We start from the raw sequence: 18,281 nt of genomic DNA on the forward strand, positions 1-18,281 counted from the left end.
GAGTGCCTTGAAAAAATGAAAGTTATGATACGGATACGAAGATACATAGCGGTTTTATCGGTGACGCTGGCGGTGACGGCGGTGGGTTTTACGGCATCCGCCCAAAAAAGGCATCGGGGGCGTGGAGCGGAATGTCCGGTGTCCGACGCCCGGAAATGCCGTGAAAAATCGCCGAAATTCAGGCCGTCCGTTCAGGCGGAAAGGAAGGAGAAACCGTTGTACGATTTCGATTACATCGCGCGCAGCGACGGGTGGCTCGCATCGTACAATGCGGCGGGGCTTCACGGCGCGGTTCCGGTTCCGGGTGTCTCTTATGCCGAGGCTTATTTCGGTAAACAGAACGGTCGTTTTATCAATTACTGGGAATCCGACGACAGCTATGATTTCGGGCTTAAGACCGAGTCGTTCAGGCGTTTCGAGAAAGTTTCATTCTACGGGAAAATGCAGTACCGCTATTTTCGGGGCCAGCATATGTCCGGGTCGATTCTGCTGAATCCCGGCGACCGGCCGTTCGATCTGGTGGAGTTTACGCCCGGGACAAAGACGCGGGAGCTGTATATCCTGTCCGGCGGGGTAGGCTTTTTGCTGACCAAGAAGCTGACCGGCGGCTTGAGAATCGATTATGAAGCCGACAACTACGCCAAACGCAAGGATTTGCGCCACAGCAATACGATGATGGATCTGAATCTTTCGGCAGGATTTGTGTATCGTTTCGCTGCGGTGGAACTGGGGGCCAATTACCTGTACCGCAAAAATACCGAGCGGGTGCTGTGCGAGCAAATCGGGACGACCGGCGAGAATTACGATATGTTTTTCAACAAAGGCGTGTGGTTCGGCGAGAAGGGTCTGTGGACGGGCAACGGTATGCATCTGAACGAACCGGGGATCTCGGGTCTGCCGATGAAGGATTCCGAGCAGGGCGCTGCGCTACAGATCGCTTTCCGGAGCAGGGGATTCCGTTTTTTCAACGAGTTCACCTACCGGTACCGTAAGGGCGAGACGGGGGAGAAGGGGACGATCTGGACGCACAGCGGATCGGATGTACTGGAATACCGCGGCGTAATGAGTGTCGCGCATCGTCGGAACGTCCATCTGATCCGGGGAAACTTCCGATACGTCAACCTGAAGAACAATGAAAATGTCCTGCGCAGCGAAAATATCGGCGGGGTGGTGCAGACCGTTATCTACGGCAGTCGACAGATTTACCGCCAGCGTGCGGTCAATGCCGGTCTGGAGTACGAGTTCGACTGGAAGGCCGACCGTTACAATCCGGTGATGAGCCTGCGTGCCGGTGCGGACTACTACAATCGCAGCGGGATCGGCTCGCTGGTTTTTCCGTACACCCGTTCGCAGTATGTCGAGAATGTACGGGTGCATATCGGTGCCGACCGCAATTTCAGGGTCGGACGCGGGTGGCTGAAGTGCAGCGTTGAGCTGGCATGCCATACGGGCGGCGGCAGCCGGCTCGGGGAGGGTCGGACGGCCTCTTCTGTGCCGGGTATGGACCCCGGGGCTTATGCGGCGGGCAACGAGGAGTACCGAAATTACGAATACGAATACCTTGCAGCGACCCGGGGGGAACTGTCGCTCGGAGTGCGCTATACGCGCCCGGTGGGCCGGATCGCCCTGCCCGTGTACGGAGATCTGGGATGGAGCGGCGTTCATGCCGGTAAGTTGGATTGGGTAGCCGGCCGGAACCGCAGCGTTTTCGCGCTGGCGATCGGCTGCCAGTTCTGAGCGGAAGGAACGATAGAAGAAGTAGAAGAGATTGTATGAATGTTTTACTAAAAAAATGCGTTATGAAAAAAATGATCTATTTATGGGCCGCCCTTGCGCTGCCTTTGCTGTTCGTCGCCTGTAGCGACGACAAGAACGACGATCCGGTCGATCCCGTGCTCAAGTTCAAGGAGGCGGAAGTGATTGCCGATCCCGCCGGGGGTACTTATATGGCCGAGTTGGAATCCAACGTCGCATGGACGGTGACCTCCAAAAGTTCGAATATCAGTTCGCTGAACATGGAGTCGGGCAAAGGCAATGCCACGCTGTCGTTTTTCGTTTCCCCGAAAACCGGCGACGACGTAACCGGAAATATTACGGTCAAAGCCGCTTCGAGCGCGCTTACGGCCGTGCTGACGGTAAAACAGGATAAGATTTCGATCGCATTCGTTCCGGCCGATACGACCGCTTCGATGGACGGCGGCGAGTTCAAGGCCAAGCTGGTTTGTAATACCGAATGGGAAGTTACCGGAGTAGCGGGTTCGTTCGAAGGCGCCGACCTGGGCGATAGCGGCAAGGGCGATCATACCTTTACGCTGAAGATCGGAGCGAACGAATCCGAGGAAACCCTCGTTTACGAGCTTACCGTATCGACGAAATTCTCGCCGTTGATGGAGGCGATGGAGGCTACGTACACGATTACGCAGGGAGTGCCGTCGCTCGAATACGGCGGCGTTACCTACAAGATCGTTAAGCTGGCCGACGACCGCTGGTGGATGGCCGAAAATCTGCGTTACCTGCCTGCCGGAAAGACTCCTTCGTCCGATCCCGCCGACGGCAACGGGGTTTGGTATCCGGGATTCCTCGGAGAACCGGCTACCGACGCTGCGTCCGTTGAAAAAATGGGTTACCTGTACGACTATGCTACGGCGTTCGGCGTAAGCGAGATAACCGCCTCGAACTGGAATCAGCAGGAAGGCAAGCAGGGTATTTGCCCGGAAGGGTGGCATATTCCGACCAAAGCGGAGCTGGACGCCCTTGCGGGAGCCGGCAACGAAGCGGAAGGAATCGCTCCCGGTAAGTATTATGTGGCTGAGCAGAAAGGAGCCCCGCTGGCCGATCTGAACGGTGCGGGTTTCGACGTCGTACTGTCCGGCGCGATCAACAAGACGACCGATCAGGCCGAAGGAAAATATGCCAGCAATGCTAAGGATCTCGATTACAATTCGCTCGGGTACTTTATGGGTTCGACCGGTTATCAGTTCAAGCTGAACGATAAGACCGGTGCGACGACGGCCCAATCGTATAGCATGTTGCTGACCAATAATGCGACTTACCAACGTGCACAGGTAATGTACGGTCCGATATTCGGCGGACAGGCTGTGCGTTGCATCAAGGACGAAGCGAAATAACGCGCCGTCGTATTCAATAAAAACCGCCCGGATTCGCGCGAATCCGGGCGGTTTTTATTTTCGGTAGCGGGACGACGTTTGTCCGAGGCGTCTCCGGATCAGTACAGTCCGATCAGTTCGAGCGGATAATCGGTTTCGATGATATCCGGATTTTTGGCGATCTCCGTCCGGTATCCCTCTTTCCGTTTTTCCGCTTCCGGCAGCCGGTCGACCGTCGGGGCTACCGAGATCATGCACCGGACGCCCTTTGCGTGCAGCGCGTCGTACAGTTCCCGCTGTTCGGGTTTCATCGTACCGCTGACCACGTAGGCGATGAACCGCGACCAAGGAATCCCGGTGGCTTCGTATTCGCGGAATTGCCGCATGTCGCCGATCCAGGCCGAGAAGTGCGCGTCCGGATCGAGTCCGTAGCAGGTGCGCGCGTCGTCGGCCGAGTGTACCGTGTAAATGACGTTTTTGGCTTTCAGTTCGTTGACGAGCCGGATCAGCACGTCGCGGGGAACCTCTTTTTTATCGAAGTTCAGGATCGTTTTACCGCGGCTCCAACGGATCACGTCGCTGACGCGCGGTATTTTATACGGGGTCACCGTGCCCTGGCGGTCTACGAGGTTGAACCGTTGCAGTTCTTCGTAGGTATAGTCCGATACTTTTCCTTTGCCGGTCGTCGTGCGGTCGATCGTCGGGTCGTGCATCAGCACGATCACGCTGTCTCGGGTCATCTGCGGGTCGATCTCGAAGAACGACGGCATATGGCTCAGCGTATTTTCGAACGTTTCGATGCAGTTTTCCGGGTATCCCGGCGCCATGCCGCCGCGGTGTCCGCTGACGATCGTGCCGCATCCGGGCGTATAGCGGAAGTACGCTTCGACCTGGGCGTAGTTTCTGCATGGGACGGTATGCAGCCGTTTTTTCTGTGCGGATGCTCCGTGCGCCGTGAGCAGCAGCACAGCCGTTGCCGTCCATGCGATGATTCCGATTATTCGTTTCATTACCGTGGTTTTTGATGGTTCGTTTTTCGAAAGCAGAGGGGCAGGAATGCTCCCGCCCCTTTGCCGTATTTTCGATCCGGTTCGCCTATTTCACGTCGTCGATGACGAGCGTCGGCTGTTGCGTCAGGCCGGCCGGCAGCAGGGTGTACTGATCCATTGTGAACGAACCGCCTTCGGTACGCCAGTTCCACGGGCCGTAAGCTCCTGCACGTGCCGGCAGCGCGTGCAGCGGGCCGAATGTGTTGCGGCGCGTAAGCACCACGTTCAACTGCGCTACATCGCCTTTTTCGGCCACCTGGGTTACGTCCATTTGGTATGGAGCCCATCCGCAGATCTGGTGCGCATAGTCGTTGTTCAGTTCGATGCAACCGCCGTCGAAGCCCGGCATTTGCAGCATGATGCGTTCGCCGGCGGCGGGTTTCGGCAGGTTGCCGATCTGGTAGCAAACGGCTCCCGAGTAGAACGGAAGTCCCTGCGTCGCGATATCGCCCACTTTCAATTTGGCCGGTAGTTTGGTCAGCGTCCGCTGAATGCCTTTCAATTCGACGCCGAAATCGCCGATCAGGTACAGCGCTTCGAGGTCGAGGTTGCGGCTGAAATTAGCGATTAGTTCGACCGTATTCCGGCCCTGCTGGAGGTAGTTTGTCGGGACGGCGAATTTACGGATGCTGTTGTCGATGAACCAGCCCGCGGATTGTTCCATCGAAAGCTTCCGGCCGTTGATTACGGCGGTAAAGCGGTCGGGCGTTTCCAGACACAGGAAGAGGGTGTCGGAAGGCATGACCGCTACGTCGAACGGGAACTGCATTTTCAGTACGCCGAGCGGTTTTTGGTAGTTGACTCCGTCCGTTTTTTCCGCATACCAGGGCTGTACCATCTCTCCGCCACGGGGACGCAAGTCGAAATGCTTGCGTACCGCTTGATCGATTTTCATGATTTCGGTCAGCGGTTGCGCCGGCTGTTCGTCGATCTGCCAAGTGGCTACGTCCAGTACGCAGATATTCGGTTCGTTCAGCGTGTAATCGTACGTGTCGGGCAGGGATATCCGCGATTTTTCGGTAATTACCGGCATCTGCCGGGCGAATGCCGGCGATGCGGCCGAGATCGTGTAAACTTTCTCCTCGTTGGGTTCGAACGAAGTGAGTATTTTTGATCCTTCGGCTCCGGAGCTTACGGTCGGCTGTTTCCATACGTCGCCCGTTTTGCAATCCCACAGCGTCACTTCGCCGGCGAACGGCAACGTTACGGTTACCGAATCGAACTTCCGGCCGCGGTCCATGCTCATCAGTACGACGTAATAGCGGTCGCCGTCCTGACGCACCTGACCGAAGACGTTTTTCATGTCGTTACCCGACGCATCGGTCACCTGTACTACGGGGCGGATCAGGCTTTTCACGGTCTCTACGATCGGTTTTTGCGCATAATCGATCCGGATGCTCTGCGCGGCCAATTGCGCCGGGGCTTCCGACGCTACGGCATTGACGAATTTAGGCGCTTCGCCGGCGAAAATCACTTTGCCGCCGGCCTCCTCGAATTTCTGGAGCGCTTTCAGGGTCGTTTCGCGCATCGTTTCCATGTTTCCTACCAATACGGTGCGGTAGGAGGCGTGTCCCACGTTGAAAACGGGATTGCCTTCGGCGTCCTTACCCACGCTGCTGAGGCGTCCCATCATCTCCTCGTCGCCGTAGTCGAAGTCGATGCGTTCGCCGGCGAGCCAGTGGAACAGGTCTGCGTATTTCTGCTCCATCGAGACGATTTCGGGGGCCGATGCGCCCAAGCCGTTGAACGATTTGACGCTCACTTGGCTCATTACGCTTTCGATCGGGTTGACGATCAGCAGATCGCATACCGGAGCGCCCTGGTTCAGCATCACGCCCAGCCGCGAGAAGTAGTCTTCGACGTACTTATATTCTTTCCACCAGGGGGATTGGTAGAAGATGCTGGCCGGGTAGTCCCGTTTGGCCTCGCCTTCCATCGTGTACCACGACAGGTGGTGACAGCGCACGTTGATGCCGAACAGCGCCTGCCAGTCGCCGACAGCCTTGTGGTTCGCAAAGTTGAACTGCCAGCCGGTGCAGCCGTACAGTTCCGACAGCAGCCATTTTTTGTCCAATTGACGGGCGGCGGAAGAGAGCTGTTTGACCACCCAGTAGGAGTTGTCGTGCTCGGTCAGCATGTCGACGCCCGGGTTGTGCTGGTATTCGTAGAAACGCATCAGCGAACCCTGCATGGTCACCTGGTTCGAGAAACTGTTTTCGTGCAGCACATGGCCGGTATAGATCATGTTGTGTTTCGTGCACCAATCGTATTGCGGTTGGGCGAAGTTTTTCAAGAACAGCGTTTGTACCAGGTCGCAGTATTGCCATTTGGCGTCGTTGACCCGTTCGCCGTTTTCGCGCAGGAAAATTTTCGGCAGTTCGGCGGTCAGGTCTTCTCCGTATGCCTTTTTGTACTCTTTCGGCAGTTTCGGCGTCCACGGAATGTGGTGGATGCCGCTGGTCACTCCGTCGGTTTTGCTTTCGTGCGAGGTGAACAATCCGCCGCGGTGCGGTTCGTCGGTGAAGATCCCCTGGATGTTGCCGCCGAGCCGGGCGCCGCAGTGTTTTTCATACTGATCGTGCGTCAGGTAGATATAGCGGTCGGTGGCTTCTCGGTTCATCGGGTCGAGGTAAGTGGTCCCGTTGTAGCCGTCGGAGCATTTTTCCGTTTCGTGCTGGAATTTCAGGACGGTTTTCCCGGCGTATCGGGTCATGTCGGATTCGGGGGTCAGCCGTTCCAGTTCCGAGTAGTCGATCCCGTCGAGCTTGCATACGAATGCCGAGACGATCGAATCGTTGTCCCACTTGAATTCCTCGGCGGGCATCGTGTAGAGCGTCACGAAATTCATCCGGTAGGCCGGATTCTCGGTGACCATGCCGCCGGCGCTGCCCGAAGGCCAGCGGTCTTCGTCGTACAGAAACGCTTCCATGCCGATTTTTTCAGCTTCGTCGGCCACGGCGTTGGTCAGGTCGAACCACTCTTGCCCGAGGTATTCGGTCTTCAGTCCGACGCGGGAGTGCAAAAAGGCGCCTCCCATACCCATCTCTTTGAAAATATGAAGCTGGCGGATCAGTTCGTCTTTTTCGAGCCGTCCGTTCCACGACCAGAACGGTTTGCCCCGCCATTCGTGGCCGGGATCCCGGAAAGTCGTGTACAGCGAATCGTCGCTCAGGGTAGCCGTCTGTCGTTTCGTGTTGGACGTACAGGCAGCCGTTGCAAGTGCGACAGCGAGCAATACGGGTAAAATCGATTTTTTCATTTTCATTTGAGTTATTGAATTTTGGGGTGCGATTCCGAAGAAAACTTTCCTAATTTTTTACAAAATAAACTAAATTAATTGATTTTAGGAAGATAAAACCGTCTTATTTTTCCGCATTGCGGAATGTTTTTTACAACCGCAGAAATGGATTCCGGATTTTTATCGGTGTTTTTACAGGCGCGGGACGATCTGGCGGCTTCGCATTTTCGGGCGGTACGGATGGGGCGGGTGCGAAAAAGTTTCTTAATAATTTTAAAAAAAAAAGGTTTTTTCCTGTTTTTTCGCATCGGGAAATGCCGGATATTTTAATTAACTTCGCACCCGAAATGAAATTCAGATTCCGGGCGCGTTTTCGAAATTTGCGGAGGGATGCTCGGGTCGTAGCAGACAGACGGTATGGAGGAATTTTTTCGCAATTTGTTTTTCGGGAACGATGCGTTCTGGGGAGGCGGGGTCGCTCATTCGGTGTTGATTCTCGCCGTGGTGATTTCGCTCGGCGTTGCGTTGGGTAAGATCAAGATTGCCGGGGTGCGGCTCGGCGTTACGTGGATTCTGTTCGTCGGGATCACGTTCAGCCATTTCGGGATGCAGCTCAACGAGCACCTGTTACACTTCCTGAAAGAATTCGGATTGATCCTGTTCGTCTATTCGATCGGGCTGCAGGTGGGGCCTAGTTTCTTTTCCTCGTTTAAGAAGGGAGGCGTCCAGTTGAACCTGATGGCTACCGGGATCGTGCTGCTGGGAGTCGTAATTACCTACGTGATTTATTTGATTACCGGTCTGCCGATTACGACGATGGTCGGGATTCTTTCCGGCGCCGTGACCAATACGCCCGGTCTGGGAGCCGCTCAGCAGGCATACAGCGACATGACCGGGATCGACTCCCCGGATATCGCGATGGGGTATGCTGTGGCTTATCCGCTCGGCGTGCTCGGGATCATCCTGTCGATGATCTTCATCCGCTGGATTTTCAGGATCCGTTTCGAAGAGGAAGACAAGGCTTATACGGTCAAACAGGGCGGTGCGCACGAAGCCGTGCGTATTTCGGTCGAAGTGAAGAATCCGTTTCTGGACGGAAAGACCGTTTTGCAGATCAAGCGACTAATAAACAGACAGTTCGTTATTTCCCGCGTACTGCATCCGGACGGACGTATCGACATCGCGGGTTCGCAGACTCCGCTGTCGGTCGGCGATAAGGCGCTGATCGTGACCACGACCGACGATATGGGATTGATTACCGATTTCGTCGGCGAGAAACTCGATATGGACAAAGACGAGTGGGAACGTCTCGACAACCAGTTGATTTCGCGGCGCATCATGATTACGAAATCGAAACTCAACGGGCAGTATATCGGCGCCCTGCGGCTGCGCAGCGGTTACGGCGTCAATGTGACGCGGGTAAACCGGGCCGGCGTCGATCTGATCCCGAACCATAATTTGCAGCTTCAGATGGGCGACCGGCTGACCGTCGTGGGCAGCGAGTCGGCGATCAATGCCGTTTCGAAAATACTCGGCAACTCGATGCGGCGGCTGAACGAACCGAATCTGATTCCGATTTTCGTCGGGATTTTCCTCGGGGTCGTGCTCGGCAGCGTGCCGATCATGTTTCCCGGCATTCCGCAGCCGGTCAAATTGGGGCTGGCAGGAGGTCCGCTGGTCGTTTCGATTCTGATCAGCCGTTTCGGGCCGCACTATAAGCTGGTGACCTATACGACGATGAGCGCCAACCTGATGCTGCGCGAGATCGGGATTGCGCTGTTTCTCGCCTGCGTCGGCCTGGGGGCCGGCGAAGGATTCGTCCACACGGTGCTGTACGAGGAGGGCTATCATTGGATCGGTTACGGCTTCATCATCACGGTACTGCCGTTGCTGATCGTCGGGATCATTGCCCGGAAGGTGCTTAAGGTCAATTATTATACGCTGATGGGCGTGTCTGCCGGGGCGATGACCGATCCTCCTGCGTTGGCCTACTCGAACGGCGTGGCCGGCAACGATATGCCGTCGGTGGGGTATGCGACCGTTTACCCGCTGACTATGTTCCTGCGCATCCTGACGGCCCAGTTATTGATTCTGTGCGTGTCCTGACCGCCGGTTTTCGGCATGGTTTGAAGAAGAAAAATATCCGGAGCCGGAAAGTGTAACTACTTTTCGGCTTTTTGTGTCAGGTAATGTTCGATTTCTCCGAATGGAGCGTCTTTCAGGATTACGAACTTTTTCCGGTCGATCAGGTAAAGGGTCGGGATGGCGCGCAGGTCGTACAGTTCTTCGTTCTTGATCTGCTGCGAAGCGTCGTAGCCGTTCAGCCAATGCGTCGGAAGCGTCGGAAGGTATTCTTTCCATGCTTTCATGTCTTCATCCGGATACATCGACAGCACTTTCAGCCGTTTGTCCCCGATCATTTTACGAACCGTTTCCGAATCGTTGATCTGGTCGATCGTCTCTTGGCACGCATGGCAGCCGGGATTATTGAAGAACAGGATCAGGTATTCGGCGTCGATGTCGTACAGCGTGCCGGTCTTTCCTGAAGCCAGCGTGTAGGCGAAATCCGTCGCAGGCATTTCCGGACGGTTCCGCTGAGCCAGGTCGAGGCGGTAACGCATGCGTGTCTTTTCCGCTTCGGACGTTTTCGGAGAGCCGATAGCAACCCGTAGAACGGTGATATAGAGCGTTTCGTTGCGCATCGGGGAGTTCGGATCATAGAGGTATTTCTCGAATAGGTCTAAAAAATGGGCGTACATTGCCGTATCCGCTTCCGCTTTCGACAGCGTGGTTTTGATTGATGCGGCGGCGGTTTCGGCGTTCATGTGTTCGATGATGTGGACGTAATCGGCAAAAGCCTGTTCCGTTGTTTCCGGTTTGCCGATCAGCGAGGTATCCGTGAAATCGAAATTCCGCCAGTAATTTTTGCCGATGTATGCGGCCCGGTCGTCCGGGTTGTCCAGGATACTGGGAACTTCGATCATTTGGAAATTTTTGGATGCCGTAGTCTGTTTTTTTTCGTTTCCGGAGCCGCACGCTCCTGCCAGGCAGCACAAGGCGAGTAAGCAGAAAATTTTTGCCATATCGTTGTTTTTTTAATTGTTCGTTTTCGCTTTTTTGCGTTCCCGCTTTTGTTGTCTCAGTAGGGCGCGCTGTTCTTTCCGTCCGGACGTTTTCGTTTCGGCGGGAGTTATCGTCGGCGGTGTCGTTTCCGAAACGGCCGTGTCCGGTTTTTGTCGAACAGCCGTGCTGTCGGTTCCGTTTTCCGAGGAGTCGATTCCCGGTAGGATGCCCTGGCGTTGCAATTCGAGACTGTCCGCCTTCGACAGCGCTTCGCTGTCGGTATTTACGGTCAGCGAATCGGCGGCCGGCGTGATCTTCATCCCGCTGAGCGATGCGGCTTCGATCCCCTTGTGGAAGATGTCGGTGATCGTATGCCGCAGGTTGACGCGCGTCGTGTCGATCAGTCCGACGTACGACGGGATATTCTCGCTGCGGTAGCGCGCCCGGCCCAGCCGGAATTTGAATTTGTCGAGCGTGCCGAAAATATTGATGCCGAGGCGGAACGGGATCGGTGATTTGAGCACCGATATATGGTAGTTGAAACTCATGTCGAGTTTCTGCACGCCGCTGACGGCGGCTTTGTAGCGGTCCATCTCGATGATGAACGGGAACAGCTCGATCTGGTTGTTGCGCACCAACATATTGACCGAAATGCGGTCGATCAAGTTGCGTTGCTTGTTCTTGAAATGCATCATTTTGGCGATCTCGGTAAAGGTCTCGCCGTCGAGCAGCACCATGTTCTCGCCGTGGATGCTGCATGCGGCGTTCAGCGTCGACAGGTCGATGTTCATCATCGTGTCGACGGCCGCGGTCGCCGCGATCTGGCAGTCCACGACGCCTTCGAACGACCGCAGCATCGGCAGCATCGAGTCGACTTCCGGAATCAAGCTGATCAGCCGGTCGACTTTCATCCGGGTCAGTTCCAAGTCGAACCCGGTGATGATGTCGTCCCGGCTGCGGGTCGCGTACAGTGCCGTCAGGTTCATGCTGCCGGCGTCGGTTTCGGCTTTCATGTCTTTGATCTGGAGGCAGCGGTCGCGGGCGATCAGTTCGGCTGCCAGCGAGTTCAGGCGCAGATTCGTATAGATGCCGTAGTGCGTGCACAGGTCGATCTGCGCATCGACATTCGACGGGATCACGATCAGCGGACTCGCTGCGGTGGTGTCGTCCACGCCGCTTTGTTCGGCGATCACCTGTTGCAATTGTTCGCTGTTCTCGGCTTCGGCGACCGATCTCTGGTAGGTTTCCGAAGCGTTTTCGTATTGTGCGCCGACGGTCGCGGCATGGATCAGTTCGTTGAAGTTCAGCGTATCCGATTCGATGTTCATTTTGATCTTCAACTGTCCCCGTCCGAGTAGTACGCGGCGCAGGTTCGAGATTTCGCCGGTCAGTTCGAGCGACGACTGTCCGGATTGAATCTGTGTGTTTTTCAATTTGACGGCATCGGTCGTAAAGGCAATATCGACGTTTTGCAGCGTGTTGGTCAGCGGAAAGTAGGGGGTCAGCAGCCGTCCCGAAGCGGCTTTTACCGATCCGCTGGCGTCCCATCGGCGCAACATCTCCGCCGCGCTTTTGTCGAGCGACAGATCGAGGTCGGAGCCCGAAAAGTCGTCTTTGCGCGAACGGCTTCGCATCTGCGTTCGGGAACGGTGGTACGCGAACAGCGAATCGCGCGCGACGGACGGATAGGCCTGTTGCAGCGAATCGAGCAGTTGCCGCCGCCGGGTCGAGTCCATTCGGTTCGGAACCAGCGTCGCTCGGAAATCGACATGCCCGTTTTGCAGATCGTAGCGGTTGACGGCGCTTTTCGCCTGCATCGCCCGTGCGTCGAATCCCAATTGAAGCAGCGGCACCGCCGGATTTTTTTCAGAAGGAACAATGCTGAAATTGCTTTGCATACCGTCCAGACGAATCCAGGTGGAGTCGAATGCCGCCATCGCGAGCATACGCGCCTCGACGCGGCCGTTCAGCGGATGTACGACGGTCGTGTCGCCGCTCAGCGTCGATGCTGCGCTGTGGGCCGACGCCGATACGGCCGATCCGAGCAGCACCCACTGCCGTTTCATGCGGAGGTTTAACGTGTCGGCTTTGACGGTCGTGTGCAGCATCTCGGCATCTTTCCCGATCAGCGAGTCTTGCCGGTTGCGGTCCGATCCGAAATGGATCATCCCGCCGCCGACCATCATGAAAATCGTATCGCGGGGGATATCGACCAGTAGGCTGTCGAGCGTAATGGTGCCCTCTACCCGTGTTTTGCCGATCTTTCCGATCTGAAGCTGACTGATCCGGAACGAAGCGTCGGTATTCAGTCCGAGCCGTCCGCGTACGGCGATGTCCTGTTTCGACGGGAACAGGATCGACAGCGTGTCCAGGTAGACGGCTCCGGTCAGTTTCATCCGCACGGCCGGATCGCGCATCGCGTTCCACACCGAGCCGCTGCCGTGCAGCCGGATGCCCGATCCGGCGATGTCCAGTTTGCGGAATACCGCGCCGGTCGAGTCCGGCCGTTGCGGATCGTAGCGCAGCGAAGCGTCGATCCCGAACCGGTCGATCCGCGCCTTCGCGTTTTTGTAGGAGAGGTATCCGTCGTTGGTCGTGACGTCGAGGTCGATCCGTGGCAGGCGTCCGTCGCTGAACCGGTAGCTGCCGTCGATCCGGGTATGCAGGTCGAAGGCGAGGTTGGTGTCGAATGCCCGGAGCGTCGGCATCAGTTGCGGCGGAACGAGGGTGATCGCCCGTTCGAGCGCCAGCGGTCGGATCGTGCACTGCAGTTCGGAAACGATGCTGTCCCGGGCGATCGACATGCGGCCGTCGAATCCTATCGGGATGTCTCCCAGTTGCAGGTTCAGTTTATCGAGCGCGATCGTTTCGGGATGTTTCGGATTGAACGTGAAACCGCCTTTCAGGGCGACCGGCAGGCTGCCGCAGGCGTCCAGCGTATCGAGCCGGACGCTGTTCACGGAGCTCAGGTCGATTTTGTAGTCGTGGCGGAACGTGTTTTTAAGCCGCAGGTGCTCCAGGTCGACCGTAGCGTACAGCTTGTCGGGCTTGCTGTCGTACACGATTCGTCCGCTGTTGCGAATGTCCAGGCCGGCGATGTTCAGGTATAGGTCGCCGCCCTGCTCCGTGGAGTCGCCGGCCGTCGTGTCCGCCGCGAAGATTTCCCAGTTGGCTTTGCCCCACGGGGAAACGTAGGCATAGACTCTCGGCCGCGTCAGGGCGATCCGGCGGATCGAAATGCGCGAGGCCAGCAGTTGCGGCAGGTTCAGCGAAACCGAAAATTCGTCGAATTTCAGCAGCGTGTCGGCCGCCGCCGGAATCCGGGTTCTCAGCGAGTCGGGCAATCCGGCGAAAGCGTGCGAAATGATCTCGCCGCCGGAAAGTTTGACGCTGACGTTCGGGAAGTTCTCGAATACGGACAGCGTGACGGTGTCGAACCGTACCTGCGCGTCCAGATAGCGACTGCTGTATTCGTTCACCAGCGGCGTTAACCGCGACGGGGTCAGGATCAGCGCTACGGCTCCGAGCAACAGCGCGATGAGCAGCAACAGCGAACCGGTCAGTACGGCGAACAGTTTGATCAATCGGCGCGGTACGTTTTTTTTCGCTTTGCGGCCCGTTTCCGGGCCTTTTTCGAGGGCTTTACGCTGCGGTTCCATCGGTTTCTTTTCCATGTTTGCGTTGCACGTTGCAAATATAACAATTTCCGGCGGGATAGCGCTTGCCGGCAACAAGATGAAAGCGCCCCGTCTCTTACGAAACGGAGCGCTTTCGGGTTTAATTATGCCGTGAAAAAGCTAAAACGCTTTTTTGTACACTTCGAGGATCTCTTCGACTACGGCCTTGCGCGGGTTGCCCGGCGTGCAGACGTCGTTGAAAGCAGCCTGAGCCAGCGTCGGAAGACCGCTTTCGGGTACGCCCAGTTCGCTGAGGTGCTGCGGGATGCGTACTTTGACGGCCAGCGCTTTCACTGCGTCTACGGCAGCTTGTGCGGCCTGGTCGTCATCCATGGCGGAGGTGTCGACGCCCATCGCTTCGGCGATCGTGCGGTATTTGGCTTTGGCGGCTTCCTTGTTGTACTCCATCACGAACGGCAGCAGCAGCGCGTTGGCCACGCCGTGCGGAATGTCGTAGTAAGCTCCCAGCGGGTGCGCCATGCCGTGCACCAGGCCGAGGCCGACGTTCGAGAAGGCCATGCCGGCGATGTACTGCGCGGTAGCCATGCCGTCGCGGGCTTCGATGTCGGACGGATTCTCGACGGCTTTGGGCAGCCATTTGGCGATCATTTCGATCGCTTTGATCTCGAACATGTCGCTCATTTCCCAGGCGCCGAGCGTGATCAGTCCCTCGATCGCATGGGTCAGCGCGTCCATACCGGTCGCGGCGGTCAGTCCGCGCGGCATCGACAGCATCAGTTCGGGGTCGATGATCGCCAGCGTCGGGATGTCGTTCGGGTCTACGCAGACCATTTTCTTCACGTTTTCTTCGTCGGTGATGACGTAGTTGATCGTCACTTCGGCGGCGGTGCCTGCGGTGGTGGGCAGCGCGATTACCGGAACCGATTTCTTTTTCGTATTGGCGACGCCTTCCAGCGAAGTCACGTCCGCGAATTCCGGGTTGTTGATGATGATTCCGACCGCTTTCGAAGTGTCCATCGACGAACCGCCCCCGATAGCTACGATAAAGTCGGCGCCGGCGGCTTTGAATGCCGCGATCCCGTTTTTCACGTTCTTTACGGTCGGGTTCGGTTTCACTTCGTCGAACATTTCGAACGGAATGCCGGCGGCTTTCAGTACGTCGGTCACCTGTGCGGCCACGCCGAATTTCACCAGGTCTTTGTCGGTTACGACCAACGCTTTTTTGTAGCCGCGTTTTGCGACCTCTTCTGCGATTACTTTTCTCGAGCCTGCTCCGAAATAGGAGGTCTCGTTGAGAATCATTCTATAAGCCATAGCGATTTATATTAAAAAAAATTAAAAACAATCGTCGAAATTGGCCGGATCGTCCGGGGTCGCCCGTTCGCGGCGGTAGTCTGTAATCGGCAAACCGTTCGGAATGAAAGGGTTCGGCATAAGGCTGTCCGGCCTCTTTTTGCGCCGCAAAGGTACGATAAAAAAGCCAATTAATGAAATGTTTTTTCGCTCGGGGCGATTCTCAGGCGGCAGGCAGGGCTTTTGCCGCATCGGCTTTTGCCCGCATCCGGGCGGCGCGGCTGAAGCTGTCGGGGTGCGTCGAAAATAATTGCAGGATCGCGTCGGCCTGTCCGTCTTTCCGCTGCGAGGTGCGGTGGATTTTTTCGAGGGCGCTGGCCATCGCATACGGGTCGTAGCCGTTGCGCTGCAAAAAACCGAAACTGAAATCGTCGGCCGCGTACTCTTGTCCCTGCGAGAATTGCGATCCGGCCAGCTTCTCGGCCAGCGATCCCCACTGCGAACCGCTCAGCGAACCGATCACGCCGCCCGTAGCGCCCAGCGCATTCCGGGCCGCCGAAGTCAGGTAGGCCTTGCGCATCGCGCTCAGCGTGTCGCTGTTGCGGATATGTCCCATTTCGTGGCCGACGATCGCCATCAGTTCGTCGTCGTTCATCAGATCCATCAGTCCGGAAAAAATGCGGATACTGCCGTCGGCCGTTGCGAAGGCGTTGATCTGCGCGGTTTTGTAGACGCGGAAATTCAGCGGAACGCCGTTGACGGCTACGTAGCGCGACGTCAGCCGATCGAGGCGTTCGGCGTAGGGATCGTCTACCGGCAGCAACGCATTTTGCGCGTCGGCGTAGTCGATGTATTTGCGGGCCATCTGCATCACGTGCTCGTCTTTCAGCGTGGCGGCCTGCAACACGTCGACCGTCGCCTGCAACGCGGGGTTCGGCAGCCGGATCCGCGAGCGGGTCACGACGATGATGTAGATGATCAGAACGATGATCGCGACTTTCAGCAGCATACGTTTTCCGTCGAATTTAGAAATCCGGTATAAAATTAGGATAAATTGGCGTATTTTCGCAAAAAAAATGCAACCGATCTATGAAAACCACTCCTTTTACCCGCTATCATGTTGAGAATGGCGCCCGGATGGCCGAATTCGCCGGCTACCACATGCCGATCGAATTTACCGGGATCAACGACGAACACTGCGCCGTCCGCGAACGGGCGGGCGTTTTCGATGTGAGCCATATGGGGGAGATCTGGGTCAAAGGGCCCCGCGCCGCGGAATTCCTGCAATACGTTACGACGAACGACATCCGCGCGCTGCGTGACGGGAAGGTACAGTATTCCTGTCTGCCGAACGGTCGCGGGGGAATCGTGGACGACATTCTGATTTACCGGATCGACGCCGGGACATTTCTGTTGGTGGTCAACGCGTCGAACGTCGGCAAAGACTGGTCGCACCTGGTCGCACAGGGCGAAAAATTCGAAATGCGGCCCGGGAGGGAGCTTTACGACGCTTCGGACGAGATCGCGCAGCTTGCCGTGCAGGGGCCGCTGGCGATGCGGATCGTGCAGCGGTTGTGTCCGGAACGGGTCGAGAATCTCGAATATTATACGTTCGTAAAGACCGAGGTGGCCGGCATCGGGAATGCGATTCTTTCCGCGACGGGCTATACCGGCGCCGGAGGGTGTGAAATTTATGTGGCGGCGAAGGACGCTCCCCGGTTGTGGGATGCTTTGTGGCGTGCGGGCGCGGAGTACGGTTTGCAGAATATCGGTCTCGGTGCCCGCGATACGCTGCGCCTGGAGATGGGTTTCTGCCTTTACGGGAACGACATCGACGATACGACTTCGCCGGTCGAGGCCGGTCTCGGCTGGATTACGAAGCCGGTCGACGGCAACGACTTCATCGACCGGCCGCTGTTCGAAGTCCAGAAAAAGGAGGGGACGGAACGGCGTCTGGTCGGTTTCGAACTGACCGAACGGGGGATTCCCCGGCACGGTTACGCGCTTGCGGCTCCGGACGGGCGGACGATCGGGGCGGTGACTTCCGGAACGATGTCGCCGACGCTGAAAAAAGGGATCGGCATGGGGTACGTGCAGAGCGCTTTTGCCGCTCCGGGTACGGATATCGACGTGGTGATCCGCAATAAGCCCGTTCGGGCCCGGGTCGTGAAGATGCCTTTCTTGAAACGACGGGAAGCGGAGTAGTGCGGATATCAGACGAAAGGAGGCGGTTTGCGAACCGCCTCCTTTCGTTTTTGTTATGAAATCGTCTTTCTCTCGGCCGTCGCCGGTTATTTTGCATCCGCTTCGCCGAGCAGCGTTTCGATTCGCGGCGCCAGGTCGCGGAAGTCGGGAATGGCGGCCAGTTCGTCGAGAGAGACCCAGCGGAAAGCGTCGGATTCGTTCCGGTCGATCATCACCCGGTCGTCGTCGCCGTCGAACAGGAAGACGAACCGCATGTCGTGGTGCGTGTGTTCCGCTTCGTTTTTCGCAGCGCAAGCGGGGATGTAGTGCGAGTCCATGTCCAGCGGCAGCGCCGTTTCGCCCGGAAACGTCAGCGGCGTCAGTTGTTCGCTGCGGATGCCCGTCTCTTCGGCAATCTCGCGGTAGGCGGCGTCCAGCACCGAGTCGTCCGCCGCTTCGACGTGTCCGCCGGGTTGCAACCATTTGCCGAGCTGGCGGTGTTTGAGCAGCAGTACCCGGCGGCTCGCCCGACTGACGATCACGCCGCCGGCGGTGATATGGCCGGCGAAGTTTTTGCGGTCGTACAGCGATTCCCCGTCGAACCGGGCGACGAATTCCGTGAACGGCCCGGTTTCGGCTTTTTCTTCGGGAAAATGCCTGAAATAGCGTTTTTGTAAACGCCGGATGTCTTTGCGCAGATCCATTCGGG

General features: G+C 57.1%; 11 protein-coding genes. 4 read left to right on the forward strand and 7 right to left on the reverse strand.

The features are described from left to right. Positions 1-24 precede the first annotated feature (24 nt). Positions 25-1,737 carry a DUF6850 family outer membrane beta-barrel protein gene (locus C1A08_RS13230; protein WP_180951540.1) on the forward strand — a complete coding sequence of 571 codons (1,713 nt, stop codon included), beginning with the start codon at positions 25-27 and terminating at the stop codon, positions 1,735-1,737. Between the two features lie 62 nt (positions 1,738-1,799). Beyond that, positions 1,800-3,128 carry an FISUMP domain-containing protein gene (locus tag C1A08_RS07405; protein WP_180951541.1) on the forward strand — a complete coding sequence of 443 codons (1,329 nt, stop codon included), beginning with the start codon at positions 1,800-1,802 and terminating at the stop codon, positions 3,126-3,128. Between the two features lie 98 nt (positions 3,129-3,226). Here C1A08_RS07405 and C1A08_RS07410 read toward each other — a convergent pair whose 3' ends face one another. After that, positions 3,227-4,117, reverse strand: coding sequence for a glycerophosphodiester phosphodiesterase family protein (locus C1A08_RS07410; RefSeq protein WP_101572476.1), 891 nt, complete (start codon positions 4,115-4,117; stop codon positions 3,227-3,229). An 85-nt stretch (positions 4,118-4,202) separates the two neighbouring features. Beyond that, positions 4,203-7,415: a glycosyl hydrolase gene (locus C1A08_RS07415; RefSeq protein WP_180951542.1), complete on the reverse strand. Its 3,213-nt coding sequence runs from the start codon at positions 7,413-7,415 to the stop codon at positions 4,203-4,205. Positions 7,416-7,811: 396 nt separating this feature from the next. On the opposite strand from C1A08_RS07415, the gene C1A08_RS07420 reads away from it, so the two are divergent. Next, a complete protein-coding gene (locus tag C1A08_RS07420) occupies positions 7,812-9,500 on the forward strand; it encodes a putative transporter (RefSeq protein WP_101572480.1) in 1,689 nt (562 codons plus the stop codon). Between the two features lie 56 nt (positions 9,501-9,556). Here the strand turns inward: C1A08_RS07420 and C1A08_RS07425 are convergent, their stop codons facing one another. The 4 genes from C1A08_RS07425 to C1A08_RS07440 form a co-directional block, all read right to left on the reverse strand. Beyond that, a complete protein-coding gene (locus tag C1A08_RS07425) occupies positions 9,557-10,477 on the reverse strand; it encodes a DUF5106 domain-containing protein (RefSeq protein ID WP_101572482.1) in 921 nt (306 codons plus the stop codon). 12 nt (positions 10,478-10,489) lie between these two features. After that, entirely contained in the window at positions 10,490-14,131 is a 3,642-nt protein-coding gene (locus tag C1A08_RS07430; RefSeq protein WP_101572483.1) for an AsmA-like C-terminal region-containing protein, read from the reverse strand. A 123-nt stretch (positions 14,132-14,254) separates the two neighbouring features. Then, positions 14,255-15,409 (reverse strand): lactaldehyde reductase, encoded by a 1,155-nt coding sequence (fucO, locus tag C1A08_RS07435; RefSeq protein ID WP_055204652.1) that lies wholly within the window; start codon positions 15,407-15,409, stop codon positions 14,255-14,257. Between the two features lie 202 nt (positions 15,410-15,611). After that, entirely contained in the window at positions 15,612-16,397 is a 786-nt protein-coding gene (locus C1A08_RS07440) for a M48 family metallopeptidase (protein ID WP_101572485.1), read from the reverse strand. A gap of 80 nt (positions 16,398-16,477) precedes the next feature. Here C1A08_RS07440 and gcvT point away from each other — a divergent pair, with 80 nt between their 5' ends. Further along, the gene (gene gcvT / locus C1A08_RS07445) at positions 16,478-17,593 is read left to right on the forward strand and encodes a glycine cleavage system aminomethyltransferase GcvT (RefSeq protein ID WP_101572487.1); all 1,116 of its coding nucleotides are present in this window, start codon (positions 16,478-16,480) and stop codon (positions 17,591-17,593) included. Positions 17,594-17,679: 86 nt separating this feature from the next. Here gcvT and C1A08_RS07450 read toward each other — a convergent pair whose 3' ends face one another. Continuing rightward, entirely contained in the window at positions 17,680-18,276 is a 597-nt protein-coding gene (locus tag C1A08_RS07450) for an NUDIX hydrolase (RefSeq protein ID WP_101572490.1), read from the reverse strand. Between the last annotated feature and the right edge of the window lie 5 nt (positions 18,277-18,281).

It is taken from the genome of Alistipes sp. cv1 (genome assembly GCF_900240235.1).
GTDB lineage: Bacteria > Bacteroidota > Bacteroidia > Bacteroidales > Rikenellaceae > Alistipes_A > Alistipes_A hominis.